This is a genomic window from Streptomyces incarnatus, assembly GCF_001027185.1.
GTDB lineage: Bacteria > Actinomycetota > Actinomycetes > Streptomycetales > Streptomycetaceae > Streptomyces > Streptomyces puniciscabiei.
Genome location: NZ_CP011497.1, coordinates 5228806 through 5252541, shown reverse-complemented (window position 1 = coordinate 5252541; position 23736 = coordinate 5228806). Strand labels below are relative to the sequence as shown.

General features: G+C 67.5%; 20 protein-coding genes and 1 pseudogene. 4 read left to right on the top strand and 17 right to left on the bottom strand.

Annotated elements, in window-relative coordinates:
• Positions 1–49: 49 nt before the first annotated feature.
• Positions 50–1015 (top strand): tyrosine-type recombinase/integrase, encoded by a 966-nt coding sequence (locus ABB07_RS23600; protein WP_244189484.1) that lies wholly within the window; start codon positions 50–52, stop codon positions 1013–1015.
• Between the two features lie 389 nt (positions 1016–1404).
• On the opposite strand, the gene ABB07_RS23595 is transcribed toward ABB07_RS23600, so the two are convergent.
• Positions 1405–1782 carry a DUF6415 family natural product biosynthesis protein gene (locus ABB07_RS23595; RefSeq protein WP_208900576.1) on the bottom strand — a complete coding sequence of 126 codons (378 nt, stop codon included), beginning with the start codon at positions 1780–1782 and terminating at the stop codon, positions 1405–1407.
• Between the two features lie 118 nt (positions 1783–1900).
• On the opposite strand from ABB07_RS23595, the gene ABB07_RS23590 reads away from it, so the two are divergent.
• Positions 1901–3052 carry a helix-turn-helix domain-containing protein gene (locus tag ABB07_RS23590; protein ID WP_208900575.1) on the top strand — a complete coding sequence of 384 codons (1152 nt, stop codon included), beginning with the start codon at positions 1901–1903 and terminating at the stop codon, positions 3050–3052.
• 615 nt (positions 3053–3667) lie between these two features.
• On the opposite strand, the gene ABB07_RS23585 is transcribed toward ABB07_RS23590, so the two are convergent.
• The 3 genes from ABB07_RS23585 to ABB07_RS23575 all read right to left on the bottom strand — a co-directional run bounded on the left by ABB07_RS23585 (position 3668) and on the right by ABB07_RS23575 (position 5163).
• Positions 3668–4330: a helix-turn-helix domain-containing protein gene (locus ABB07_RS23585; protein WP_208900574.1), complete on the bottom strand. Its 663-nt coding sequence runs from the start codon at positions 4328–4330 to the stop codon at positions 3668–3670.
• Positions 4331–4510: 180 nt separating this feature from the next.
• Positions 4511–4753: a hypothetical protein gene (locus ABB07_RS23580; protein WP_208900573.1), complete on the bottom strand. Its 243-nt coding sequence runs from the start codon at positions 4751–4753 to the stop codon at positions 4511–4513.
• Entirely contained in the window at positions 4753–5163 is a 411-nt protein-coding gene (locus tag ABB07_RS23575) for a hypothetical protein (protein ID WP_208900572.1), read from the bottom strand. The genes ABB07_RS23580 and ABB07_RS23575 overlap by 1 nt, the downstream gene beginning before the upstream one ends.
• A gap of 1437 nt (positions 5164–6600) precedes the next feature.
• Here ABB07_RS23575 and ABB07_RS23570 point away from each other — a divergent pair.
• On the top strand, positions 6601–7203 hold the full coding sequence (locus ABB07_RS23570; protein ID WP_208900571.1) for a recombinase family protein: 603 nt from the start codon (positions 6601–6603) through the stop codon (positions 7201–7203).
• Between the two features lie 362 nt (positions 7204–7565).
• Here ABB07_RS23570 and ABB07_RS23565 read toward each other — a convergent pair whose 3' ends face one another.
• The 11 genes and pseudogenes from ABB07_RS23565 to ABB07_RS23515 all read right to left on the bottom strand — a co-directional run bounded on the left by ABB07_RS23565 (position 7566) and on the right by ABB07_RS23515 (position 19487).
• Positions 7566–8129 (bottom strand): hypothetical protein, encoded by a 564-nt coding sequence (locus ABB07_RS23565; protein WP_208900570.1) that lies wholly within the window; start codon positions 8127–8129, stop codon positions 7566–7568.
• Between the two features lie 67 nt (positions 8130–8196).
• Positions 8197–8910 (bottom strand): hypothetical protein, encoded by a 714-nt coding sequence (locus ABB07_RS23560; RefSeq protein WP_208900569.1) that lies wholly within the window; start codon positions 8908–8910, stop codon positions 8197–8199.
• Positions 8911–8971: 61 nt separating this feature from the next.
• Positions 8972–9481: a SigE family RNA polymerase sigma factor gene (locus tag ABB07_RS23555; protein ID WP_208900568.1), complete on the bottom strand. Its 510-nt coding sequence runs from the start codon at positions 9479–9481 to the stop codon at positions 8972–8974.
• A gap of 161 nt (positions 9482–9642) precedes the next feature.
• Positions 9643–10803, bottom strand: a complete 1161-nt coding sequence (locus ABB07_RS23550; protein ID WP_208900567.1) for an SUKH-4 family immunity protein — start codon at positions 10801–10803, stop codon at positions 9643–9645.
• 128 nt (positions 10804–10931) lie between these two features.
• A complete protein-coding gene (locus ABB07_RS23545) occupies positions 10932–11318 on the bottom strand; it encodes a hypothetical protein (protein WP_341845897.1) in 387 nt (128 codons plus the stop codon).
• Between the two features lie 183 nt (positions 11319–11501).
• The gene (locus tag ABB07_RS23540) at positions 11502–13811 is read right to left on the bottom strand and encodes a xanthine dehydrogenase family protein molybdopterin-binding subunit (protein WP_208900566.1); all 2310 of its coding nucleotides are present in this window, start codon (positions 13809–13811) and stop codon (positions 11502–11504) included.
• Positions 13808–15590: pseudogene (locus tag ABB07_RS42030) on the bottom strand ((2Fe-2S)-binding protein). The gene ABB07_RS23540 and the pseudogene ABB07_RS42030 overlap by 4 nt, the downstream one beginning before the upstream one ends.
• Complete coding sequence (locus tag ABB07_RS23530; RefSeq protein WP_208900565.1) at positions 15587–16480, bottom strand: FAD binding domain-containing protein; 894 nt, start codon at positions 16478–16480, stop codon at positions 15587–15589. The pseudogene ABB07_RS42030 and the gene ABB07_RS23530 overlap by 4 nt, the downstream one beginning before the upstream one ends.
• 258 nt (positions 16481–16738) lie before the next feature.
• A complete protein-coding gene (locus ABB07_RS23525; RefSeq protein WP_208900564.1) occupies positions 16739–18430 on the bottom strand; it encodes a beta-N-acetylhexosaminidase in 1692 nt (563 codons plus the stop codon).
• A gap of 173 nt (positions 18431–18603) precedes the next feature.
• Positions 18604–18885, bottom strand: coding sequence for a DUF3039 domain-containing protein (locus ABB07_RS23520; protein ID WP_055707729.1), 282 nt, complete (start codon positions 18883–18885; stop codon positions 18604–18606).
• Positions 18886–18914: 29 nt separating this feature from the next.
• Positions 18915–19487, bottom strand: coding sequence for a YqgE/AlgH family protein (locus tag ABB07_RS23515; RefSeq protein WP_208900563.1), 573 nt, complete (start codon positions 19485–19487; stop codon positions 18915–18917).
• 277 nt (positions 19488–19764) lie between these two features.
• On the opposite strand from ABB07_RS23515, the gene murA reads away from it, so the two are divergent.
• Positions 19765–21105 (top strand): UDP-N-acetylglucosamine 1-carboxyvinyltransferase, encoded by a 1341-nt coding sequence (gene murA, locus ABB07_RS23510; protein WP_208900562.1) that lies wholly within the window; start codon positions 19765–19767, stop codon positions 21103–21105.
• A gap of 343 nt (positions 21106–21448) precedes the next feature.
• On the opposite strand, the gene ABB07_RS23505 is transcribed toward murA, so the two are convergent.
• Together ABB07_RS23505 and ABB07_RS23500 are read right to left on the bottom strand one after the other, a co-directional pair.
• Positions 21449–21730 carry an HU family DNA-binding protein gene (locus ABB07_RS23505; RefSeq protein ID WP_023550134.1) on the bottom strand — a complete coding sequence of 94 codons (282 nt, stop codon included), beginning with the start codon at positions 21728–21730 and terminating at the stop codon, positions 21449–21451.
• Positions 21731–22078: 348 nt separating this feature from the next.
• Positions 22079–23494, bottom strand: coding sequence for an NAD-dependent malic enzyme (locus ABB07_RS23500; RefSeq protein ID WP_208900561.1), 1416 nt, complete (start codon positions 23492–23494; stop codon positions 22079–22081).
• Positions 23495–23736 lie beyond the last annotated feature (242 nt).

Below are 23736 nucleotides of genomic sequence, written 5' to 3'. Positions count from 1 at the left end.
ACCTCTCCGCGTAGTCGACGGACGCTCAGCCACGGATGCACGTACGGCCATGCTGGAAGAGCTGGACTTGCACCTGAGCACGATCACCAACAGGTTCGGCCGACCGTTCCAGCGCAAGACCATCAACGCGTACAAGTTCGCTGGTGTCGCTCTCCACAACTGGATGACCGAGAGCGGCATGGAAGGTGACTTCACCGCGTGTGATGTGGCCACCCTCAACCGCTTCTTTCGCTGGTACTACCAGGTGCACGACGTGCCCAAGAGCCAGGACGGCAAGGGCGGTTACACGGGAGGGACCAACACCCTCCAAAGGAACCTGCGCCCTCTGTTCATCTACTTGGCAGAGGAGTACGACCACGCCAATCCGTATGACTCCCCCAAGCTCCACAGGTACACGGCTCCCCCTATCGGTAAGCCCAAGACGCTCTCAGAAGAGTTCGTGAATGACGTACTCAAGGTCACTGGGAACGGCTCCCCGAAAGTCCGTGACTTCCAGACCGTGAGGGATCACGCGATCATCCGTGTACTCACGGAGGGACTGAGGGCAGAGGAACTGTTGAACCTGCGGGTTGAAGACCTTGACCTGACTGGACACACGCTGGTCGTCGTTCCCCTCAAGATGGACCGGAACAGCATTGACGGGAGGGTCATTCCACTTCAGCCAAAGACGGTAAAGGCTCTCGTTCGGTATCTCCGAGTGCGCTCCACTCACCCCATGGCCGACGCAACGCCGTTCCTCTGGCTCGGTACCCGTGGTAGGGGTCCACTCCAGTACAGGGGTCTGTACGTCATGGTGAAGAAGCGTGCTGACCAGGCAGGCTACGACCCTGCACAGGTAGCCCCTCACTCGTTCTGCCACACGTGGGCAGACGACTTGAAGGCAGCAGGAGTCTCGGGAGAACACATCATGGCTATCCGGGGATGGAAGTCCCCCGCCATGTTGCGGCGTTACGGAGCAGACATGGCCAGCACTCGGGCTGTGAATGCCGTACAAGGATTGGGAGACAGATACTAATTCGACACAAAAAAGAAAGGCCCTGCCGAATAGCGGGGCCTTATTCTTTTTCTTTATGTAATTTTGAACTCCGACCCCCCCCACCTTTAAAACTTGGTAAATCTTCCGGGGTGCCCCAGTCTTTCGAGTGCCTAGAGCTTCGTAGGGGTTAGGCAGTAGCCGCTACGACTCCTTACGCCATGGGGCATCAGGGGAAGTCAGTTTGGCCACCAGGACGCGCGCCAGAATGCGAATGGGAGCCTCATCCGGTTTCACCAGGTGAGCGTGTTCCCGGTGTGCCCATACGGTCCAACCAGGACCGGAGTTGCCGTATTCGTGAGCGACGGCTACCGCGTCCTCTGGCTCTATGATCAGTCCGTCGCAGTACCGGCACACGTGAAGGGTCTGGGTCACTGCTCACCCCCGAGGTTTACGTAGTGGTCGGCAAGGGCTCTGACGGACCGTGCGAGCCTCTGAGCGTGCGCCACACCGGCCGGAAACGAACCGTTGGAGGGTTCCAGCCTCAGCCGCATACGGGCCTCTCCTACGCACGCCAGAGCACATGCGCGCGGTACGTCATCCTCGGGGAGCCTCCCGGTTGCTTTCTCGATCTCGGGGATAGCCAGCATGACCATTCCCCGGAGTAGGAGAGTCAGGGTCTCCAGCTCTTCCGTGCTGGGAAGCTCAGCGTCTTCCGAGAGCAGCCGTGTAGCCGTCTCACGCATCGTCTGTACGTCGATGGGAACAGGCTTGCTCCCTGTGGCCTCTGCGGCGGTACGGCGCGCCATGTCGGCTCCTGTGGTCGGTGGGGTTCTGCGTCTGTCCACCCAACCGATCCGCCGACGCCATAGGGCAGTTGACCAGCGTTGACTACGATGGACGTCAACAGTCAACGGGAGCTGCACCATGGTCGACTTCGGGTCAGAGGTACGGACGGCACTCAAGGCACAGGGGAAGAGCCTCAGAGGTGCAGCCAAGGAACTCCATTACGACGTGGCCTATCTGAGCCGTGTACTCAATGGGAAACAGGCTCCCTCAGCCGAGTTGACCCAAGCCGTTAACGAATACCTAGGGCTCTCCCTCACCGTTGAAGACAGCGGCTCTCATGACGATGAGATGGACGCATGGGAACTTGCTCGACGTGTCCAGGCCAGCGACGTAGGAAACGCCACCCTAGAGCGGCTAGAGCGCGCCTTTGACGGTCTGGCCATGGCGTACCCAAAGGCTGATCCGGCAGAGCTGTTGAGGCACGTACGGAAGCACTCCGCCTATGTCGTAAAGCTCTTGGACGGTAAGAAGACGCTCTCAGAGCACCGACGCTTGTTGGTCATCGGAGGATGGCTCTCCCTCTTGGGTGCGACAGTCCATATCGACCTCATGCAAGACGATGCGGCTACGGCTCGACTGGAGACAGCAGCAACGCTTGCAAGGGAAGCTGGACACCCTGAGATTGAGGCATGGTGCTATGAGACAGAGGCTTGGAGAGTCCTCACCGATGGGGATTACGTCCAGGCCGTTGACCTCTCCCGTGCGGCTCAGGAGATAGCTCCTGCCAATGGCTCAGCCATCATTCAGGCAACGGCACAAGAGGGCAGGGCACACGCACGGCTCGGGGAAGCCAAAGAGACTTACTCTGCCATTGAGCAGGTACAGGCTCTCTCGGCTTCCAGGGGAGCCCCTGACAGTCCAGAGCACCATTACCGCTACGACCCCGCCAAAGCCCTTTCCTACACGGCTACAACGCTCGCATGGCTAGGGGATTCGGCGGCAGAGCCTTACGCACGGGAAGTAATCCAGAGGCTGAGTCCGAGTGACGACGTAAGCAAGTGGCCTAGGCGTGTGGCTTCAGCGAATATCGACCTTGCTCTAGTTCTGTTGAAGGATGACCGGCTGGATGAGGCTTGCGACTCTGCACAGAAAGCCATTCTGTCCGGCCGAGTAGTCCCCTCGAATCATTGGCGTGCGCTGGAAGTAGTGAAGGCTGTTGAGGCTAGGCAGCTTCCGGAGAGTGCAGATCTGAGAGAGGCATACCAGGGGCTCAAGGCCATTGAGTCTTAGCCAGACAAGTAACTCCCTGGTGATTCTGAGAGCACCCTCAAACTCGGAACTTTTCCCCTGGTACTCAGAGCCCCATCAACAGTAGTAACTCATCTATAGCCCTGACACCCCAGAGCCTAGGGGTATTGGCTGGAATTTCCTTTCAATTCAAATGCAGTGGCCTCATTTTGGCTATTCAATAAAGGAATTGATGTACCCCAGCCGGCATCTGCACTACGGAATTCCAGTGAATTCATGAATGCCGCTTTGAGGCGCGGCGGTTTCTAGAGCCTATTGAACTTACCTAACAAGAAAAACCAGGGAATCCAGGGGAGACCAAGGCTTAACCAGAGCCTTCCATGTCCAATAGGTCTTACCGAAGGTGCGGAGCACCGTAGGGAGAGACCAGAGCTAGCCAAATCCAATACCATTCCATACCTTCAATCAGCTCTAAGCTCTGGTCACCTCCTGGTTTTGCTGTTTCCCTGGTGTGTGTTTATTACTTTGTTTGTTTAGTGGGTCTCACAGACCCAAGGTTTCCCAGACCATTGGGTCTCTCTGACCCAATGCTTTGGGTCTCACAGACCCAATGCTTTTGACCTTTGGGTCTCACAGACCCAATGTGGTGCAGTCTCCCTAAGCATTGCGCTTCTCCAGATCCTCACGCATGTAGTCCAAGACGCTCTGTAGGCCGTGGTGGTCTCGAACTCCATACTCCTCCTTGGCTTCCGTCCAGGTCTTAGGGAAGGGAGGCCAGCGCTGGTCATCCGGCAGAGTGCTGTATGACTCTAGGAAGGCTTCCAGGGAGTCCCACCCTGGTACCTGTAGGCGAGAGGTATCGATCTCGTCAGAACGGCTCTCAGGGGCGCTCTTGGTACTGCTCTTGCTCTCCTCTGGCTCAGACTTCCCGAGAACCTTGTTTAGGTACGACTGATCCAAGTCCTCTGCGAACTCTGCTGGCACGTAGAGGGTGTAACTGTTGGTCGGGTACTTCTGATTCTCAGACGTCTTGACCTTTGTGTAAGAGATGAGCCCCTTGTCTTTCAGACCGGCAATGGCTCTCTTCACTGTGGAGTCTGAGAAACCCACATACTCAGCGATGTGCTCACGGGAACAGAAGATCTTTCGGTCATCTCCTCCACGGATATTGAGGAACTGATACACGCTGCGCTCATAGTGAGTCATGAGACCTGGTGTCCATACCCACTTGGCGTCCTGGTCAAATCTGGAGCGCTTCCATCTGATCCCTGGCTTATCCAGTGGGATCATGCCTCTTGGTTCATCTAGGTTGTCGGTCATTTGGTGTATCCTTATCTTAGCGAGATTGCTTTAGCTACCGGGTTAATAATTCGATGCATGAAATGGCTCCCCTGTCTACACTTCGTTCATCGCAGTTTCCCTCCTTGAAGTCATGAGGCCAATGACACAGAGAGACCCCCATTTCCATCTGATTGGATCTGGGGGTCTTTCTATTTCTGCTCAATCAATGCGAATGGGTCGTGCAGTTCTTTGATGAAATAGAACCCCTCTTGGAGTTTCAGGGTGGAATGCTCCGGACGGCTCGGAGAGTAGACCCGAGTTCTTCAAAGAATCAAGAATTGTCCAGTAATCATCCTCGGGGAACTCTTTTGAAAACCTCTCTTCACTGATGAGTTCTCCGGTGGATTCAAGTTCTGTGTAGATTGCTAGTGCGGGAAGGCTCAATTCCTCTGGTTTGGTCACTAGCCCTCCAATGGATTTGGGTACAGGTGATAGGTACGCTCTCCCATGTATCCCTGAGTGCTGCTGACTAGCTTGTGAATGTGCCCGGACTGCTCTAGAACCTCTAGCGCGTTGTTGAACTCAATCTCTGTAGCCCCTGGAAGACGCTCCAAAAATTGCGCCTTTACGGCACTGGATACAGCCGGACGATTCTGACCTAGGTACTGGTGGACGATATCCAAGATGGCTGGTCCAGCCTGAGACATAACAGCTTGTCTGTGCTGCTCTCTCTGGTGAGCTTCAATCATTCTTCTGTGCTCAGCCTCCATAGCCGCTTCCTTGGCTCTCTTCTCTGCCTGGTATTCAGGTGTCGTCACACGAGCCCAGTAGTTCTCACTGGCTCCGAAGCTGAATGCGTTTGGGTTGGTCATTGTCTTTCTCCTTGGTTAGTTCAGTGTGTATCTGTGTGGTTTGTGGCTACGGTCCACCACTAGCCAGCCTCTGTCTTCAAGCTCGAATACTGCCTCTTTGAGGTCTTGGCGATTCAGCCCCAGACCCAGAGCCTCACAAAGCTCATCCTGAGTGTGTCTTTTACCGTCCCCCTCGAATGACTTCAGGTACATCCATAGAAGGTTCGCTCTCGCGGTAACTCGGCTCTGCCGTCTGGCCTCTTGGTTGGGGTCTCTACCTTTTCCTTCTAGCTCGATTACTTCTGTCTGGTCTTCCATCTCTTCCTTTCTCCTATGCTGCTGCTCTGAGGCCGGTAGGCCAAAGGCTGTCTGTAAGGTGCTCTCTCACCTCTTCTAGACACTCTCTTAGCTCTGTGAGTGTCATACGGCTTTCTTCTGCCAGCGTGGCCGCAGAGACGTTCTCAGCGCGTCCGTGGTGCTGTTCCATGAGGCAGAGGACTGTGAAGGCTTTAGGTGTCATCGCCGTACCCCCTACCTATGCCAACCAGCCGTTACGGCGTAGCTCATCCATGCACTCTTCAAGCGGGAAGTACGGAACTCGCATACGGATTAGGTAGTCTTCCCAAGCCTCTTCACTGAGAGAGATACCCTTACTCCACACAGTCCAGGCTGCTTTAGCGTGCTTGGATAGGCCGGGTACCTGGTGAATGGCTGCTGTTGTACGCGGGATTGTGCTCATTGTTTCTCCGGGAAGTCGTAGTTGCTTTGCTACGCCTCTCCCTCCTATAGATATTTTCTCACGAATACGTGCAACGTTGGATTGAGCCCAAGACAGCAAAGAGCCCCGACCGCTACGCCATGTAGTCGATCGAGGCTCTAATTAACTCTTTAGCTACTCTAAGTAGTTTTGGAGTTGGTACTGTTTATAAATCAGTGATCTCGCCGTTATGAAATCGTTGTAAAAACCCCTTGCTTCTCAGGGTCAGAAGTGTCTATGCGGCTGCCTCCAGGGCAGTCCCTAGACCTCCCTCAATGGCCTGGTAGCCACGTCCCTCCACGGCTCCCTGGGTGAAGCTCCCTGAGCGGCCCTCTAGCGCGCCAGCGAACTTGCGTAGGCCGTCCTCTGCTAGCTGCACCCCCTGCTCGCTGCGTGCTGCTGTCTCGGCTCCCATGCGGTCGACTGCATCCATGTCTACCGGTGCGCCTGGTCCAATGTTCATGATCGTTCTCCTGTCTGTCGTCTCTGTCTGGCTCCATCCCTCCCTGACTCCATTGTCCCAGTTCTGTAGCAACGTTTGTAGCGTTCTCGCCCGTTCATCAAACGATCGTTAGATGAACCTGCGCCGACAGTGCCCGAGTTGACCCCGAGAGCCCCCGAATCTGTTCATCAACCCGTTCATCTATCTGCTACTGTTCATCTTGTTCGGGCGGGGGTTTGATGAACGCGGAGGGGTAGTCATGGCACTGGTCGGCATGGTTCGGGTGAGCACCGACAAGCAGGAGACGGCTCGGCAGCACGACGCACTCACTGAGGCAGGGTGCGTGAAGGTCTTTGAAGAGAAGATCTCCGGAAAGCTCACCGTTGCGGAGCGCCCTGGTCTCTCTGCTGCTCTCGACTACATGCGCGAGGGAGACATGCTCACCGTTCAGGCCGTTGACCGACTCGGCCGGAACCTCCTTGAAGGTCTGCTCATGCTCAATGAGCTGTTCCAGAAGGGATATGCCGTGCGTGTCCTGGAAGGCATTGCCAAGGGTGACCACACAGAGCGCAGCCTGATCCTCGACCTTGCTTTCGCTCTGGCTGAGGACCGGCGACGGGAGATCGTCAAGGAGACGAACAAGGGTCTTGAGGCTGCCCGTAAGCGTGGTCGCGTAGGTGGTCGCCGTCCGGTCATGTCTGAGGCTCTGACGGCTCAGGCTGTAGCGCTCCGGGACAAGGGATTCACCATCCGGCAGATTCAGCCGCACCTCACCTACAAGACCCAGAGCGGAGAGAGCCGTAACCCGTCCGTTGGTGCCATCTCTCAGGCTCTCCAGGCTCACGACGAGAGCCAGAGCTGAACTCCCCCACCACGGCCCCTCAGAGCCCCGTACAGCGCCCCTGGTGCCTACGGGGTTCTCCTGTGTTCCGACGTGTCTACGGCCGTCTCTGCCCGGTAGTTGAGTCAGTCGCCTGCACTGGTCAGAACCGCTTGACCATGGGGACGAGCCTGGTCAGACTCGGTACGAGTCCCAGGCTGCGTGAGCAGACTGCAAAGCGAGTTACGTGGGTTCGAATCCCGCCACGGCCTCCAGCGCCTTGACCAGGCACAACGAAAGGGCGGCATCCCGGGAAGGGTGCCGCCCTTTCCGGTCGTCCGTCTCAGTTGTCTCTCGGACGGTGGCTGACACCTGACCACGTGGACTGACGTGACGGGCCTCGTCTAAGAAGGCGGGTAGTTGGCCTGGTACAAGGCGAGCCGCTGTTCTCGCCCGCCGACAAGCTCCGAGAGCCGCAGCATGATGTGCTCGTTCAGCTGGGCTCGCAGGGAGTAGAGGCGGTCGACCTCCGTTGCCGCGTAGGGGCCGCCGTCGTCATCGGCCGCGCTCAGGGAACCGTCGACGTACTGCAGGACCCGGCGTGACGCGCCCCGCGTGTGCGGGTCGTACGAGCCGACCCACCATCCGTCACGCATCACGGCATCGGTTGCCGCCTGCGTAGCCTTGCGAAGTTCCTCGATACGGTCCTCCACCTCGGCCGCGGACTCGCGCAGCCGACCATGGGCCTTGGCGTCCACCACCTCATACAGGTAGTCGTGCCAGTCTCGATAGGCCGCGCGTAAGGCGATCAGCCGTGTGACTTCTTCCTCGCCCCGCTGCCTGCGGCGCTCCTCAGCCCTTTCCTCGGCGGCGACGCGCGCGACGCGCAGGGGACCCAGATATCCGCCCAGGGCCGTAAGGCCGGCCCCCAGTAACGCGCCGAGCGCGCCCCACAGCGCACCATCCATAGGCCCCCCCTCTCCGAGCCCAGAGTTTCACACACCCGCGCAGCGAGTTACGTGGCTGCTGCGGGCGTTACTGCCACTGCGGGCTGGTCGCGATGGCGCGTAGTTGGGCCGGTGTCAGGATCGGGGTGGTGCGGGTCGAGGGGGCGTTCTGGCTCGGTGCCTGCCACTCCATGAGGGTGATGTAGAGGCCGTCGGGACGCAGTACGTTCACCGTCTCGTGCCCGGGGTCCGTGCCGGGTGGGGCCTGCCGGGACTGGATCAGGGTGCCGTCGGGCAGGGGTTTCGTGCCGGCGAAGACGTGGCTGCGGATCGCGGTGGTGGAGGTCTGCCGGGAGACGTGCACCTCGAGCAGCGACGTGCCGTGGCCGTCGTCCACCCACAGCTGCCCGGACCGCCGGCCGCCGGGCGGGCTCGCATGGGTCAGGCCGGTCGGCAGCAGCGCGGTCAGGGTGGCGAGGGCGCGGTCGGCGGGCAGTGTGCCGGTGAAAGTCGGCTTCGGGGTGGCGGATGCCGTGGGCGAGCCGGTTGTGGCCGAGGCGGCCGGACCGGCGAGCGTGCGGTCGGCCGGTCCCCGGTCGGACAGCTCCCCGGAAACGGCCGTCGCGCCGAGCCCGGCGAGCGCGAGCACGGCTGCCCCGCTCACGCCGAGGGCCGTGGCGCGGCGGCGGCGCCTGCGCCGGCCGTTGCGGACACCGGCCTGCAGCAGTGACGGGGTGTTGGGCGGCTCGAAGGTCAGGAGGGTGGTGCGGAGGGCCTCGGTGAAGTCCTCTTCGATGGGCATGGCGGGTCACCGCGTTTCCGGGGTCGACGACAAGGGCGAGGTGGGTGCCGCGGCACCGGGGTCAGGGGCTGACGAGCTCGGACAGGTCGTGGCCCAGCAGGTCCCGGATGCGGGCGAGCGCCCGCATGCTCTGGTTGCGTACCGCGCCCGGCCGGACCTGGAGGATCTCGGCGGTCTGCTCGACGCTGCGGTCCTCCCAGTAGCGCAGGAGCAGCACGGCCCGGTCACGGGCGGAGAGCCGGCCGAGAGCGTCGAGCAACGTGAGCCGCAGCGTGGCGTCGGGCTCGGTGACGGCACCGGTGTCCGGCAGGGTGTCGGTGGGCTGCTCGGAGCTGCTGCGCCGGCGGCGGTGGGACAGGTAGGTCCGTACGAGGACGGTGTGCGTGTAGGCCGCCGGGTCGTCCGCCTGCGCGATCTTGCGCCAGTTGGCATACATCCGGCCCAGCGTGTCCTGCACCAGGTCCTCGGCGAGGTGCACATCACCGCTGGTGAGCACGCACGCCGAGCGGAACAGAGGTGCGGAGCGGGCGGCGGCGAACGCCATGAATTCCTCTTCGTACCGGCGCTTCATCCGAGATCCTGTTCGTCGTCCACACTCTGAAGACGCTGTGGCCACCGGATTGCGTCCCACCCTCAGAAGCAGAAATCCCGCCGCCCCCGTGCCCTCGGTCCCGCCGCCCCACCCACGGGAGGAATTACGCCGGTTCCGTGCCGGTCACAGCCCCCGGCGGGTCAGAGGACGCCGCCCGCCTCGTCCTGGAACAGTTCCGTCCAGTAGTGCCAGTCGGTGCCGGGCGCCGTGCCCGTGGGGTCGACGGCCGACAGGATGTGGATCATCACCGCGGCCAGCTGGTCGTAGGCGGCCGTGGTCAGTTCGTGGCCGAGGTGTTCGTCGATGGTGCGCTCGTGGTGCAGGAGCCAGAGCGTGAAGGCGAGGGTGGAGACGTCGGTGTTGAGGGGGTGGAGCGTGCCCTCCGGCTCGCTGAAGGTCAGGACCGCGCCGGTTCTGCCGTCGAGCACCAGGCTGTTGTGCTCGACGAGGTGACCCAGCCGGATCAAGTGGTCGGCGTGGGCGGGGAGTTCACCGATCGGGTGGCCGCCCGAGCACTCCTCGGTGACGTACTCCCGGAGCGTCGGCAGCGGGATGTCCGTGTCGGCGTGGAAGAGGACCGCCGCCTCCGGCAGCCCGGTCTCCCGGAGGAAGCGCCGGGTCGGCTCGTGCGTGAGCGTCGCGGGGAAGTCGACCTCCTCGAAGCGGGTCACCCGGCCGTGGCCGAACTCCTGGTCCAGGATCCGGGCCGGCACGTCCAGGGTCAGGCCGGATGTCGTGCCGGGGCCCGCGACCAGGGCGAGCGGGCGGATCAGGGCCGCCGCCTTCCAGTACGGCGGGACCTCGCCGCCCGCGCCCTCCTCGAAGAGGGAGAGCAGCCGGCGGGTCGCCTCGGCCACGGTCCCCGGGCCGTACTGACCCGCGAGGGAGGCGAAACGGCCGCGCAGGCCCGCCAGTTCCTCGGTGACCGCGGCGAAACGCAGCAGAGTGTCCAGGGAGGGAGCGAAGGGCCGGGGGCGTGACGGGTCGAAGAGGTAGGCCGTCGTCAGCTCGCCGGTGCCGCCGTCGAGCAGGATCGACTCGCGCTTCATGCCCGCCGGGCTGAGGAGTTCGCCTATGACCAGGCGGTCGCGCAGCTCGGCCGCCACGCGGAACGGTCCGTCCGCGGCGTCGGCGAGGGTGCGCAGGCCGTGCCTGCGCAGCGGGGAGAAGGTCAGCAGACCGGTGTCCGCGGGCAGTCCGGCGCCGCTGAGCAGGCCGCGCGTCGGCGCGTGCGTGACATAGCGGTCCAGCTCGGCCTCGGTCAGCGTGATCGCCGCGATCCCGGCATCCGTCGTGCTCATCGCTCCCCCGCGATCTTCCCCGTCGGTGCGCATGTGCGCCGGGCGCACATCAGTCCGTGCGTGCGAGTGCGCCCACTGCTCCGCACCCTACGCCGCCCCACTGACAACGGCCCTCACCAGGAAGGACGTCAGGCGACCCGGGCACGTTGCGCGGGCGCGAGGAGCTCCTGCACCGTCTGCTCCGGCGTCCACGCCGAGGTGTCCGGCCACAGGCCGGTGCGCGGGGTGCGGCGGCGCGGTTCCCCGTCCAGGCCGGCGACGGTCCGGCTCGCGCCGTAGCCCGACTTCGCACGGCCTGACTCCCGGGCCGCGACCGCTTCCGCGTCCGGCGCCAGGACGACGACGTGCAGCGGGCGGGTGCGGATCAGGCCGACGCGGGCCCGCGGGTTCTCGCCGAGCGCACTCGCCGAGCGCACGTCCTGCACCACGGCCGTGAAGCCGGCCTCCGCGTACGCCGTCGCCGTCGCCGTCGCCGTCGCCGTCAACAGGCGGTACCGCAGCCGGAGTCGGGTCACGGCCTCCTCGTCGGCGCCTGGGGTGTGCTCACAGCGGCTGGTGACGACCGTCCGGCGGAAGACGACACCCCGGACGTGCGCCGCGTGCGGCAGCTTCCGCCGGCAGTTGCGCCACCGTCGGCCTGCCCGCGGCCATCGCCCCGGTGATGACCCACAGCCCCGTCGATCAGGTGCGGCGGCGGCTCACTGCGCCGTCACCACCGCCGCCTGCGGCCGGATCGGGAGCCGGTTGACCGGGCGGCCGGTGGCCGCGCGGACGGCGGAGGCGATCGCGGCCGGGGCCGTGACGACCGGGACCGCGCTGACGGACTTGGCGCCGAACGGGGCGACCACGTCCCGTTCCTCGACCAGTCTGACGATCCGGATGTCCGGGGCGTCCAGCGCGGTCGGGAGGGCGTAGCCGGTCAGGTCGGGGTGCCGGATCAGGCCCCGGGGGGTACGCAGGTTCTCGGTGAGCGCGATGCCCACGCCCTGGGTCACGCCCGCCTCGATACGGGCCGCCAGCTGGGTCGGGTTGAGGACCCGGCCCACGTCCTGGGCGACCGCCAGCTCCACCACCCTGACCGAGCCCAGCTCGATGTCGACGTCCACCACCGCGCGGATCGCGCAGAAGGCCAGGCCCACGAAGGCGTCGCCCTGGCCGGAGCCGTTCAGCGGCTCGGTGGGGTGCGGGCGGCACTGCGCCGTGGCCCACAGCTCCTTGCCGTCCATCGCCTCCGTGACGGTGGTCGACAGCACGCCGTCGTACGAGGTGATCTTGCCGTCGGTGATCTGCAGCAGCTCCGTCGACATGCCGAACTTGTGGGCGAGCGGCTGCAGGAGCTGGGTGCGGACCATCTTCGCCGCGCGCTCCACCGCGCCGCCCGACACCCAGGTGTGGCGGCCCCGGCAGCCCGCGCCGGCCGGCGGCTGGTCGGTGTCGACCGGCGCCACGTGGACTTCCTCGATGCCGAGGGTCTCCTGGACGATCTGCCGGGCGAGGGTGGTGAAGCCCTGGCCGGTCTCCACGGCGGCGCACAGGACGGTCGCGACGCCGTCGTGGACCTTGACCGTCGCGGTGGACACCTCGTCGGCGCCCTCCGCGCCGAGCATGTGCACCATGCCCAGGCCGTAGCCGACGCCCCGGCGCACCGCGCCCGGTTCGCCCGCGCCCTCGGGGCCGCCGGGCAGCAGCCACTCCTCCTCGGGCGTGTCCTTGGGCAGGGCGGGCAGCGGGAAGTCCCGCACCGCTTGCAGGAGTTCGGCCACCGGGGCGGGGCAGGTCACCGTCTGGCCGATCGGGAGGACGTCACCGGTCGCCAGGACGTTGCGCAGGCGCACCTCGGCCGGGTCCAGGCCCAGCTTCTTGGCCAGCTTGTCCATCTGCGCCTCGTAGGCGGCGCACACCTGCATGGCGCCCTCGCCGCGGACATGGCCGGAGGGCGGGTTGTTGGTGCGCACGGCCCAGCCCTCGATGAAGGCGTTCGGGACGACGTACGGGCCGCACGCGAAGGAGACGGCGGCGGCCAGCGCGTCGGAGGAGGTGTCGGCGTACGCGCCCGCGTCCAGCAGGATCTGCGCCTCCACCTTCACCAGCTTGCCCTCGGCGTCCGCGTGGTGGCGGTACCGGAGGAGCGTCGGGTGACGGTGGGTGTGGCCGAGGAAGGACTCCTCGCGGGTCGCCGTGAGCTTCACCGGGCAGCCGGTCCGCAGGGCGAGCAGGCCGAGCGGGAGCTGGAAACCCTGGTCCTCGCGGTCGGCGGTGGCGCCCGGCACCCCGGTGACGACGATCTTCACCCGATCGGGGGACAGGCCATAGCAGGCCGCGGCCGTGTTGCGGTCGGCGTGCGGGTCGGTGGAGGCCAGGTACAGCTCCACGCCGCCGTCGGGGCGCGGCACGGCGAGCCCGGCCTCGGCGCCGATCGGGGCCGGGTCCTGGCGCCCTATGCGGTACAGGCCCTCGACGACGACCTCGCCGACCGCCTCCGGGTCGCCGTGCCGGAGCGGGATGTGCCGGATCAGGTTGCCGTCGGGGTGCAGCGGCTCGGCCTCGAAGGCCTGCTCGGGGTCGGTGACCGGGTCGAGTACCTCGTACTCGACGATGACGGCCGCCGCGGCCATCCGCGCGGTGTCCGGGTGGTCGGCGGCGACGGCCGCGATGGGCTCGCCGTGGTGCCGTACGACCTCGGAGGCGAACACCGGCCGGTCGGGGGTGCCCCGGCCGTGGCGCGGGGTGCCGGGCACATCCTCGTGCGTGACGACGGCCCGTACGCCGGGCATCTCGCGCGCGTGGCTGGTGTCGATGGACACGATGCGCGCGTGCGCGTGCGGGGAGCGCAGGACGGCCGCCCACAGCAGGCCTTCCGCCCACAGGTCGGCCGCGTACGGGAAGGTGCCCTCGGTCTTGGCGCGGGCGTCGGCGTGCGGCAGGGAGGCGCCGAGGCCGTGCGGCCACGGCTCGGCCTCGGGGGCGGGTTCCGCGGCGGTCGTCGCCGTGGCGGCTTCGTTGCTCACGCCTGGCCTCCGTCCTGGCCGTAGTGCGGGTCGTGCGGGCCGTGCGGTCCCGGGGTGCCGTGCGGCGGCGTGCCGTACGGGTCGGGCGTGCCGTACGGCGGCGTGTCGCCGTAGCCGCCGGGAGCGGCCTGCGGGGTGTCGAACGCGCCCGGCGCCTCGAACGCCGACGGGTTGACCCCGCCCGCGCCGGGGCCGGCCTGGTGGGGAATACGGGCCTCGTCCGCGTCCGTATCAGCGTCGGCCGCGCGGGAGGCCTCGCGTTCGGCGACGACCTCCTTGACGGCCTCCAGGACGCCCCGGTAGCCGGAGCAGCGGCACAGGTTGCCGCACAGCGCCTGCCGGGTCTCGAGCTCGGTCGGCGCGGGGTTGCCCTCCAGCAGGTCGTGCACGGTCATCGCCATGCCGGGCACGCAGAAACCGCACTGCACGGCCCCGCACCGGGCGAGCGCGCGCTGCACGTCGGAGGGCTGCCCGTCGGCGGCCAGGCCCTCGACCGTGCGCACCTCGCTGCCGGCCGCGGTGACCGCCGGGACCAGGCAGGAGGCCACCAGGCGGCCGTCGACCTGGACGTTGCAGGCCCCGCACTCGCCCTGCGAGCAGCCGTCCTTGGCGCCCGCGAGGCCGAGCCGCTCGCGCAGCACGTACAGCAGCGACTCGCCGATCCAGGCGTCGGTGACGGGCCGGTCGACGCCGTTGACGCGCAGGACGTAGGAGGCCAGGGGGTGGTCGTCGTGCGGCGGGACGGGGGCGGTGTGCTCCGCCTGTCCCTCGGCGGCTTCCTGCGGCCGGGGCGCGGTGTCCTCGGCGGCTCCCTGCGGCGCGTCGTCCGTGCCGGGTGCGGCTGCGACGGCGGCCTCGGATGCGTCGTCGGCGTGCTCCGGTACGGCTGCGGAGGCCGGGGGCCGCGGCGCCGCGGGGTCGGCCGCCGCCGCGTCGGGCGTGGCGGGGCCGGTGGGCTTCGTGGGCTCTGTGGCCGCCTGTGGGGCTCCGGCGGAGGCCCGGACCGGCCGGCCGGTGCCCGGCGTCGCCGGGTCCGGGCTCCCCTCCCCCGGTCCCCCCGGTCTCCTCGGGGGCGGCCGGGCCGTGGTCGGGCGGGGCCTGTCCGTACCGCTCGTCGGGTGCGGGGGCATAGCCCGGCGTCGCCGCGCCCGCCGGTGCCGGGGCGCCCGGGCCGCCCGCCGGGTGGGCGTCGGTGTGGTCGGGCAGGCCGGTGCGGCCGGTCTCGGCGGGCCGGTCCCAGGAGCGGGCCGTCTCCGGCGTCGCCCAGGGCGCGGGCGCGCCGCCGGGCAGCGTGGCCGGCGGGGTGCCGCCCCACTGCTCCACGAGGGAGGACGTGGTGAACTCGCCCGACTCGTCCGGGAGGTCACCGCCGGCGACGGGGATCGACCACTGCCCGGTGACGTCGTGTCCGGGCGCGGCCGGCGCCGGGGGCTCCTCGAAGGTCCAGTGCTGGGTCGCGCCGGGGTTGTACGAGAACCGGTCGTCCGCGGCCTGCGCCTGGGGCGCGGCGTTCGGGTCGGGCCACTCGGCGCCGCCCGCGGGCGCGCTCCAGGTGCCGTTCGCGGCGGGGTCCCCGGTGCCGGGGGCGACCGCTATCCGCGGCGGCACATAGCCGTGACCCGGCGCGGCCAGTGGGCTGTCGCCGGACAGCAGGGCGTCGATGCCGCCCTCGGGGAGCTTGACGAAGGCGGTGGCGCCGTCGTCGTAGTCGCCCTGGGGCAGCGGGTCCCAGCGTCCGCCGCTCTGGGGCGTGCCCTCTCCGTGCTGGTCGTCGGTCACGACAGCGCCCTCCCCAGTGCTCGTCGGGCCAGTGCGGCGACGGTGCGCCGCAGGTGCAGTACGGCGGGCGGAAGCGCGGGCACCGAGCCGTCGGGCTCCGGCGCCGGGTCCGGGATGCAGGCCGCGGCGACGTACTCGCCGAAGGCGTTCAGGGCCTCCGGGACGAGCGCGCGGTCGTTGTCCCAGTCGATCAGCTGGGCGACCCACTGCTCGGCCTCCAGGGGCCTGAGCGGCATCGGCGCTATGGCACCGACGGCGCACCGCACTCCGCGCCGGGCGGGGTCGAGGACGAGGGCCACGGAGGCCAGCGCGCGGCCCGGGCCGGTGCGTCCGGTCGCCTTCAGGAAGACCTGCGGGGCGTGCAGCAGGGGCACGCGCACGAAGCCGATGAGTTCGCCGCCGCGCAGCATCTCCATGCCGGCCAGCAGGTGCGACACCGGGATCTCCCGGCGGGCTCCGCCCGGGCCCGCGATGATCAGCGTCGCCTCCAGGGCTGCCAGCACCGGCAGCGCGTCCCCGGTGGGGGCGGCCGAGGCGATGTTGCCGCCCAGGGTGCCCGCGTTGCGGATGTGCGGCGGGCCCGCGGCACGCGCGGCGGCGGCGAGCGCCGGGATCAGGGCCGCGAAGTCGGGGCGGCCCATGCGCGCGTGCGTGAGTCCCGCGCCGAGCAGCGCGTGGCCGTCCTGGTACTGCCAGCCGCGGATCTCGCTGATCCGCCCGAGGCCCACCAGGGCGGCGGGCCTGAGCTGGCCGGAGTTGACGGCGGCCATCAGGTCGGTGCCGCCCGCGACGGGCACGGCGGCGGGCATGGCCGCGAGGGCCGCCACGGCCTCGTCCAGCGTCGTGGGCAGCGTGACGGCCTGCTCCGCCTGCGGTGCGTGCGTGGTCAAACCGGCTGCCCCTTCCCGCTGCCCCACCTGGTCCCACCTGTGTGGCCGTACGGTACGTGCTCACAGGGCGGACGTGGCAACTCTGGCACATCTTCGCAGGGGGCGAGCGCGGGGGTCCTTTAGGAGGCATTCACCCACTTCATCGCGGAGATGGTCCGGTTTCGCACGGCATCGCCGGTGCGCGCCGATTGACACTCTTCGGTGACCCTTGGCGCGGTTTTCCAGCACTTGTTCGAAACGGCCCGCCAGACCGTACGGTCACCTGTTCGGCGGCGGTCCTTCGATCGGGCGACCGAGGACGCCGGGGCGTTTCTGCCACGGCCGGGGTCCGGCGGGTGGCCGGTAGGCGACGCCGAGGGCGTCAAGTCGCGCGTAGTGGGTGGCCATACGGCGTTCAAAACCGGCGAAGTCCCGCTCGTCGGGGGCGGGCAGCCGGCTCCAGGCCACCTCGGCGAAGGCCGCGAGCCGGGGGAAGGTCTGGTAGTCCACCCGCCCGATGTCCTCCATCACCTCGGTCCAGACGTTGGCCTGAGTGCCCAGCACATGCCGGGCCTCCGCCTCGGTGAGGCCCTTCGGGACGGGCTCGAACCGGTACACGTCCTCCAGGGTGCGCACGAACCCGATCGGCACCGGCTCGTCCTCGCCCGGGGCCTGACGGTGGTCCAGGTACACGTACTGCTCCGGGCACATGACGACGTCGTGCCCGGCCCGCGCGGCCGCGATCCCGCCGCCGTAACCGCGCCAGGACGACACCGCGGCGCCCTTGGCGAGCCCGCCCTCCAGGATCTCGTCCCAGCCGATGAGCCGGCGCCCGCGCGCGGCGAGCCAGGCGTCGAAGTGCCCGATGAACCATGACTGGAGCTCGTCCTCGTCGGCGAGCCGGAGATCCGCGATCCGGGTCTTGGCGGTCACCGACTCGGTCCACTGCTCCTTGCGGCACTCGTCGCCGCCGACATGGATGAACTCGGACGGGAACAGCTCCAGGACCTCCTCGAACACCCCCTCGTAGAACCGCAGGGTGGTGTCGGTGGGGGCGAGTACGTTGGCGGAGATCCCCCAGTTGTCCCAGACGGTGAGGGCGGTGGTGTCGATGACGTCGGTGTTGCCGAGTTCCGGGTACGCGGCGATGGCGGCCTGCGAATGGCCGGGTACGTCGATTTCCGGGACGACGGTGATATGCCGTTCGGCGGCGTAGGCGACGATCTCCCGGATGTCGTCCTGGGTGTAGTAACCCCCGTGGGGTTTCTCCTCCCACAGCGGGGACGCCCGGTGACCGAATTTCGACCGTGCCCGCCAGGAGGCGGTTTCGGTCAGTTTCGGATACCGCTTGATCTCGATCCGCCAGCCCTGGTCGTCGGTCAGATGGAAGTGGAGGACGTTGAGTTTGTGCGCGGCCATCAGATCCAGATAGCGCAGCACGCCCTCCTTGGGCATGAAGTGCCGTGCCACGTCCAGGAGTAGCCCGCGCCAGCGGAAACGGGGTGCGTCGCGGACGGTGACGGCCGGGATCTCCCACTCGGTCCGGCCGGTGACGGGGGCGCGCCGGAAGGCCTCCGGGCCGAGCAGCTGACGGAAGGTCTGGGCGCCCCAGAACAGGCCGGCCTCACTGGCGCCGCAGATGTCGACGAGGTAGCCGTCGGCGCACAGCTGATAGGCCTCCGGGCTGCCGAGTTCGTCCTCCAGCGAGGGGTTGATCCGCAGCAGGATGCGCGAGCCGCTGTCGCGGTGCGGGTCCAGCGGCAGCCCGGTCGCCGCGCCGACGGTCGTCCGCAGCCAGCGCGCGACCCGCCCGGCGCCCTCGGTGGCGTCGATCTCGGCGCCCGCGTCGATGACGAATCCGGTGCCGCCGCCGGGCAGCGAGGCCGAGACACGGTTCGGCGCGGGGATGAGCGCCACGTCGGGTTCCGGGAAGAGGGGTGTGTCGCTCGTCTCGCCGAGTTCGTCGCTCATGTCGCCCGCCGCACCTCCGTCACGTGCGTTGCACTGCGTGCAACCACCGTTCCGCTCCGTACAACTTCGACCGGAGGCTACAGGTCTGGACCACTCCCTGACCAGAGAACGCGAAAACCCCGGCGCGTGCGCGGCGCACACGCACCGGGGGCCTCACGTACGCGGGCGGACCGCTACTTCTTGTCGCCGCCCTTGTCGTCGCCGCCGCTGCCCATGGAGTCGTAGATCTCCTTGCACATGGGACACACGGGGTACTTCTTCGGGTCGCGGCCCGGCACCCAGACCTTGCCGCAGAGCGCCACGACGGGGGTGCCGTCGAGGGCGCTCGCCATGATCTTGTCCTTCTGGACGTAGTGGGCGAAGCGCTCGTGGTCACCGTCGCCGTGGGACACCTGCGGCGTCGGCTCTACGAGGGTCCCCGTACCAGTCCCGCGCTCGGGCTCGAGAGTGCTCATATCGCCAAGGGTACTGAAGCTCACAGGCATCAGTTGAGCGACGGGTCGTCCGGATACGTGGCCACCATCGCGAGCTCGTTGCGCTGGCGGCGCAGCACCTCCCGCCAGAGCCTCTCCGGGGCCGGGGAGGAGACGTCCCCGGGCTCCGACTCGACCACGTACCAGGCGCCCTCGACCAGCTCGTCCTCCAGCTGGCCCGGGCCCCATCCGGCGTACCCGGCGAAGATCCGCAGGGAACCGAGGGCGGCGGCGAGCAGTTCCGGCGGCGCCTCCAGGTCGACCAGGCCGATCGCGCCGTGCACCCGGCGCCAGCCGAGCGGGGCGAGGTCGCCGCTCGCGCCGCCCGGGATGACCGCGACGCCGAGCGCGGAGTCCAGCGAGACGGGGCCGCCCTGGAAGACCACGCCGGGCTCGCCGGTCAGGTCGGCCCAGCCTTCCAGGATGTCGCCCACGTCCACCGGGGTGGGACGGTTGAGGACGACACCGAGGGAACCCTCCTCGTCGTGGTCGAGAAGGAGCACCACCGCGCGGTCGAAGTTCGGGTCCGCCAGGGCGGGAGTGGCCACGAGCAGCCGCCCTGTGAGCGAGGACACCTCGGTCATGCCAGACATGATCCCGCATCTTCCCCTTCGGTGGGGAGCCAATCGGGGTGCGGGAGTGAACGCAGCTCAGGGAGTCCGGGAGCATCCCGGGCGCACGCCACGAGCGGTGACCCCATGTGCCCGTTTGGGAACGGTTCGTGTTGTGACACAGATATGACGTTCCTGGGCGGTCCTTGGGCTTACGGGCGGGGGGTGATCGGCGATTACCCTGTCTCTCCCGGCCCCCGCGCAACAGTGATCGGCCGCCCCCTGACCAACTCATCGGAACGCGAGATACATGACCGTCAACGACGATGTCCTGCTTGTCCACGGCGGAACCCCGCTGGAGGGCGAGATCCGTGTCCGCGGTGCGAAGAACCTCGTACCGAAGGCCATGGTCGCCGCCCTCCTGGGCAGCGCGCCGAGCCGCCTGCGCAACGTTCCCGACATCCGTGACGTGCGCGTCGTCCGCGGCCTGCTGCAGCTGCACGGCGTGACGGTCCGGCCGGGCGAGGAGCCCGGAGAGCTGGTGATGGACCCGACGCACGTCGAGAGCGCCAACGTGGCTGACATCGATGCCCACGCGGGTTCCAGCCGTATTCCGATCCTGTTCTGCGGGCCGCTGCTGCACCGCCTCGGCCACGCGTTCATCCCGGGCCTCGGCGGCTGTGACATCGGCGGCCGGCCCATCGACTTCCACTTCGACGTGCTGCGGCAGTTCGGCGCGGTCATCGAGAAACGCGCGGACGGGCAGTACCTGGAGGCCCCGAAGGGCCTGCGCGGTACGAAGATCCGGCTGCCGTACCCGTCCGTCGGCGCGACCGAGCAGGTGCTGCTGACGGCCGTACTGGCCGAGGGCGTAACGGAGTTGTCCAACGCGGCCGTGGAGCCGGAGATCGAGGACCTGATCTGCGTCCTGCAGAAGATGGGCGCGATCATCGCGATGGACACCGACCGCACCATCCGCATCACGGGTGTGGAGCGGCTCGGCGGTTACACCCACCGCGCCCTCCCGGACCGCCTGGAGGCCGCCTCCTGGGCTTCCGCGGCGCTCGCGACCAACGGCAACATCTACGTCCGCGGCGCCCAGCAGCGGTCGATGATGACGTTCCTGAACACCTACCGGAAGGTGGGCGGCGCCTTCGAGATCGACGACGAGGGCATCCGTTTCTGGCACCCCGGCGGCCAGTTGAAGTCGATCGCGCTGGAGACGGACGTACACCCCGGTTTCCAGACCGACTGGCAGCAGCCGCTGGTGGTCGCGCTGACCCAGGCGACGGGCCTGTCCATCATCCACGAGACGGTCTACGAGTCCCGGCTGGGCTTCACCTCGGCGCTCAACCAGATGGGCGCGCACATCCAGCTCTACCGCGAGTGCCTGGGCGGCTCCGACTGCCGCTTCGGCCAGCGCAACTTCCTGCACTCCGCGGTCGTCTCGGGCCCCACCCGGCTCCAGGGCGCCGACCTGGTCATCCCCGACCTGCGCGGCGGCTTCTCGTACCTCATCGCGGCCCTGGCGGCCGAGGGCACGTCCCGCGTCCACGGCATCGACCTGATCAACCGCGGCTACGAGAACTTCATGGAGAAGCTGGTCGAGCTCGGAGCCAAGGTCGAGCTGCCGGGCAAGGCGCTCGGCTGACGACGGCCACTCCCACCCGGCCGGGGCAGCACGCATCCCGGCCGGGGGTCCGGGGGCCCGCGGCGGAGCCGCTGATGTCATGGCCCCCGGGTAGACACAGCATGGAGAAGCCGGTCGAGGTCGGAGCCGAGGTCGAGCCGCCGGGCAAGGCGCTCGGCCGGTCCGCGTCAACGGCGAAAGGGCGGCCTCCCTCGTGCGAGGGGGGCCGCCCTTTTCAGCGTCTTCGGCTCAAGCGCCCCAAGGGGGCGCGGGGAGCTGCGCGACCAGCCACGACGGGCCCGCAGCCGCCCACGGCGCTCCACCGCAGCGGTGCTCCGGTGGACCGGCGCTCGAAGCGGAGCGCTTACTTGCCCTTGGCCGCTTCCTTGAGCTTGGAGCCCGCGGTGACCTTCACGCTGTAGCCGGCGGGGATGTTGATCGGCTCGCCGGTCTGCGGGTTGCGCGCGGTGCGAGCGGCACGGTGGGTGCGCTCGAAGGTCAGGAAGCCGGGGATGGTGACCTTCTCGTCGCCCTTGGCGACGATCTCGCCGACGGTCTCGGCGAACGCGGCCAGCACGGCGTCGGCGTCCTTGCGGGTCACCTCGGCGCGGTCGGCCAGCGCGGCCACCAGCTCACTGCGGTTCATGTTGTTACTCCCGTGTTTTTCTTGCCGTTGGGGTGTGCCTTGCGGCGGAGACGCCCGAGGCACTGCGATGCCGATGCGCTCGCGCCCAGGGACGCATCCTGCCCCTACCTGCGGCGGTAAAGCCAATCCGGCACCCGTAGGAGTCGTGAGAACACCCTGGGGAGTCACACGAAAAGCGCCCGCTCGGCGTCACCCTAGAGGGCGCCCGGCATCGGCTGGTTCCACGACGCGCCGGTGCGGGGGCCGCCGTGGTGATCCTCACAGCCCCTGCACAGTACGGCACGCCGTCACCGGGACGTCGCCCGGCCGCCACTCCGCCGTCACCCGGCGGAGCGGCACGGCGGGCGGCTAGGCCGTCGCGCCCGCCGCCCTGGCGGCCTCGCGGACCGCGCCCGCCACGGCGCCCGCGACCTTGTCGTTGAAGACGCTCGGGATGATGTAGTTCGGGTTCAGCTCGTCCTGGCTGACCACGTCGGCCAGGGCCTTCGCGGCGGCCAGCATCATCTCGGTGTTGACGGTGCGGGACTGGGCGTCCAGCAGGCCGCGGAAGACGCCCGGGAAGACCAGCACGTTGTTGATCTGGTTCGGGAAGTCGGAGCGGCCGGTGGCCACAACGGCCGCCGTCTGCCGGGCGATTGCGGGGTCGACCTCGGGGTCGGGGTTCGCGAGCGCGAACACGATGGCGCCGTCGGCCATGGCGGCCACGTCGTCGCCGTCGAGGACGTTCGGGGCGGAGACGCCGATGAACACGTCGGCGCCGCGCACGGCCTCCTTCAGGGTGCCGGTGAGGCCCTCGGGGTTGGTGTTGTCGGCGATCCAGCGCAGCGGCGAGTCGGCCGGGGCGTTCACCAGGTCCTCGCGGCCGGAGTGGACGACCCCGTGGATGTCGGCGACGACGGCGTTCTTCACGCCCGCGGCGAGCAGCAGCTTGAGGATGGCCGTACCGGCGGCGCCGGCGCCGGACATGACGACCCGGATGTTCTCGATCGCCTTGTCCGTGACGCGAAGTGCGTTGGTCAGGGCGGCGAGGACGACGATCGCGGTGCCGTGCTGGTCGTCGTGGAAGACGGGGATGTCGAGGGCCTCGCGCAGCCGGGCCTCGATCTCGAAGCAGCGGGGGGCGGAGATGTCCTCGAGGTTGATGCCGGCGAACCCGGGGGCGATGGCCTTGACGATCTCCACGATCGCGTCGCTGTCCTGGGTGTCCAGGCAGATCGGCCAGGCGTCGATGCCGGCGAAGCGCTTGAAGAGGGCCGCCTTGCCCTCCATGACGGGCAGCGCGGCCTTGGGGCCGATGTTGCCGAGGCCCAGCACGGCGGAGCCGTCCGTCACGACCGCAACGGAGTTGCGCTTGATGGTGAGGCGGCGGGCGTCCTCGGGGTTCTCGGCGATGGCCATGCAGACGCGGGCCACGCCGGGCGTGTAGACCATGGACAGGTCGTCACGGTTGCGGATGGGGTGTTTCGACGCCATCTCGATCTTGCCGCCGAGGTGCATCAGGAAGGTTCGGTCGGAGACCTTGCCGAGGGTGACGCCCTCGATCCCGCGCAGCTTCTCGACGATCTCCTCGGCGTGCGCGGTGGAGGTGGCCGCGATGGTGACGTCGATACGGAGCTTCTCGTGGCCGGACGCGGTGACGTCGAGGCCGGTCACCGAGCCTCCGGAGGACTCGACCGCGGTGGTGAGCTGCGAGACGGCGGTTCCGCTCGCGGGCACCTCCAGCCGGATGGTCATCGAGTAGGAGACGCTGGGCGCCGTTGCCATGGCCGACTTCCTCTGCTTTCACCGTGTCGCGAGTTGTGCCGTCCGATCGTCGCACCTACCGCGGAGTACGTGGTAGTCGCCCTGGATTGCGGACGTTGTGTTCATGAGCGGTGCGGGGGTGCCGCATGGTTTCGGAAAACCACTTCCACCATACGAGAGAGGATCAGGCAAAGAAAGAGACCCACGTCACAGTCCGACGTGGGTCTCTCTCACGCTCATGACACCGACCCGCCATGCTCGCC

Coding starts and splice junctions, on each gene's coding strand:
- ABB07_RS23500 (WP_208900561.1), bottom strand. CDS start 23,494: ATGGCAACGGCGCCCAGCGTCTCCTACTCGATGACCATCCGGCTGGAG.
- ABB07_RS23550 (WP_208900567.1), bottom strand. CDS start 10,803: ATGAGCACGACGGATGCCGGGATCGCGGCGATCACGCTGACCGAGGCC.
- ABB07_RS23595 (WP_208900576.1), bottom strand. CDS start 1,782: ATGGCGCGCCGTACCGCCGCAGAGGCCACAGGGAGCAAGCCTGTTCCC.
- ABB07_RS23570 (WP_208900571.1), top strand. CDS start 6,601: ATGGCACTGGTCGGCATGGTTCGGGTGAGCACCGACAAGCAGGAGACG.
- ABB07_RS23560 (WP_208900569.1), bottom strand. CDS start 8,910: ATGCCCATCGAAGAGGACTTCACCGAGGCCCTCCGCACCACCCTCCTG.
- ABB07_RS23525 (WP_208900564.1), bottom strand. CDS start 18,430: ATGAGCGACGAACTCGGCGAGACGAGCGACACACCCCTCTTCCCGGAA.
- murA (WP_208900562.1), top strand. CDS start 19,765: ATGACCGTCAACGACGATGTCCTGCTTGTCCACGGCGGAACCCCGCTG.
- ABB07_RS23565 (WP_208900570.1), bottom strand. CDS start 8,129: ATGGATGGTGCGCTGTGGGGCGCGCTCGGCGCGTTACTGGGGGCCGGC.
- ABB07_RS23555 (WP_208900568.1), bottom strand. CDS start 9,481: ATGAAGCGCCGGTACGAAGAGGAATTCATGGCGTTCGCCGCCGCCCGC.
- ABB07_RS23600 (WP_244189484.1), top strand. CDS start 50: ATGCTGGAAGAGCTGGACTTGCACCTGAGCACGATCACCAACAGGTTC.
- ABB07_RS23575 (WP_208900572.1), bottom strand. CDS start 5,163: ATGACCAACCCAAACGCATTCAGCTTCGGAGCCAGTGAGAACTACTGG.
- ABB07_RS23590 (WP_208900575.1), top strand. CDS start 1,901: ATGGTCGACTTCGGGTCAGAGGTACGGACGGCACTCAAGGCACAGGGG.
- ABB07_RS23520 (WP_055707729.1), bottom strand. CDS start 18,885: ATGAGCACTCTCGAGCCCGAGCGCGGGACTGGTACGGGGACCCTCGTA.
- ABB07_RS23505 (WP_023550134.1), bottom strand. CDS start 21,730: ATGAACCGCAGTGAGCTGGTGGCCGCGCTGGCCGACCGCGCCGAGGTG.
- ABB07_RS23515 (WP_208900563.1), bottom strand. CDS start 19,487: ATGACCGAGGTGTCCTCGCTCACAGGGCGGCTGCTCGTGGCCACTCCC.
- ABB07_RS23585 (WP_208900574.1), bottom strand. CDS start 4,330: ATGACCGACAACCTAGATGAACCAAGAGGCATGATCCCACTGGATAAG.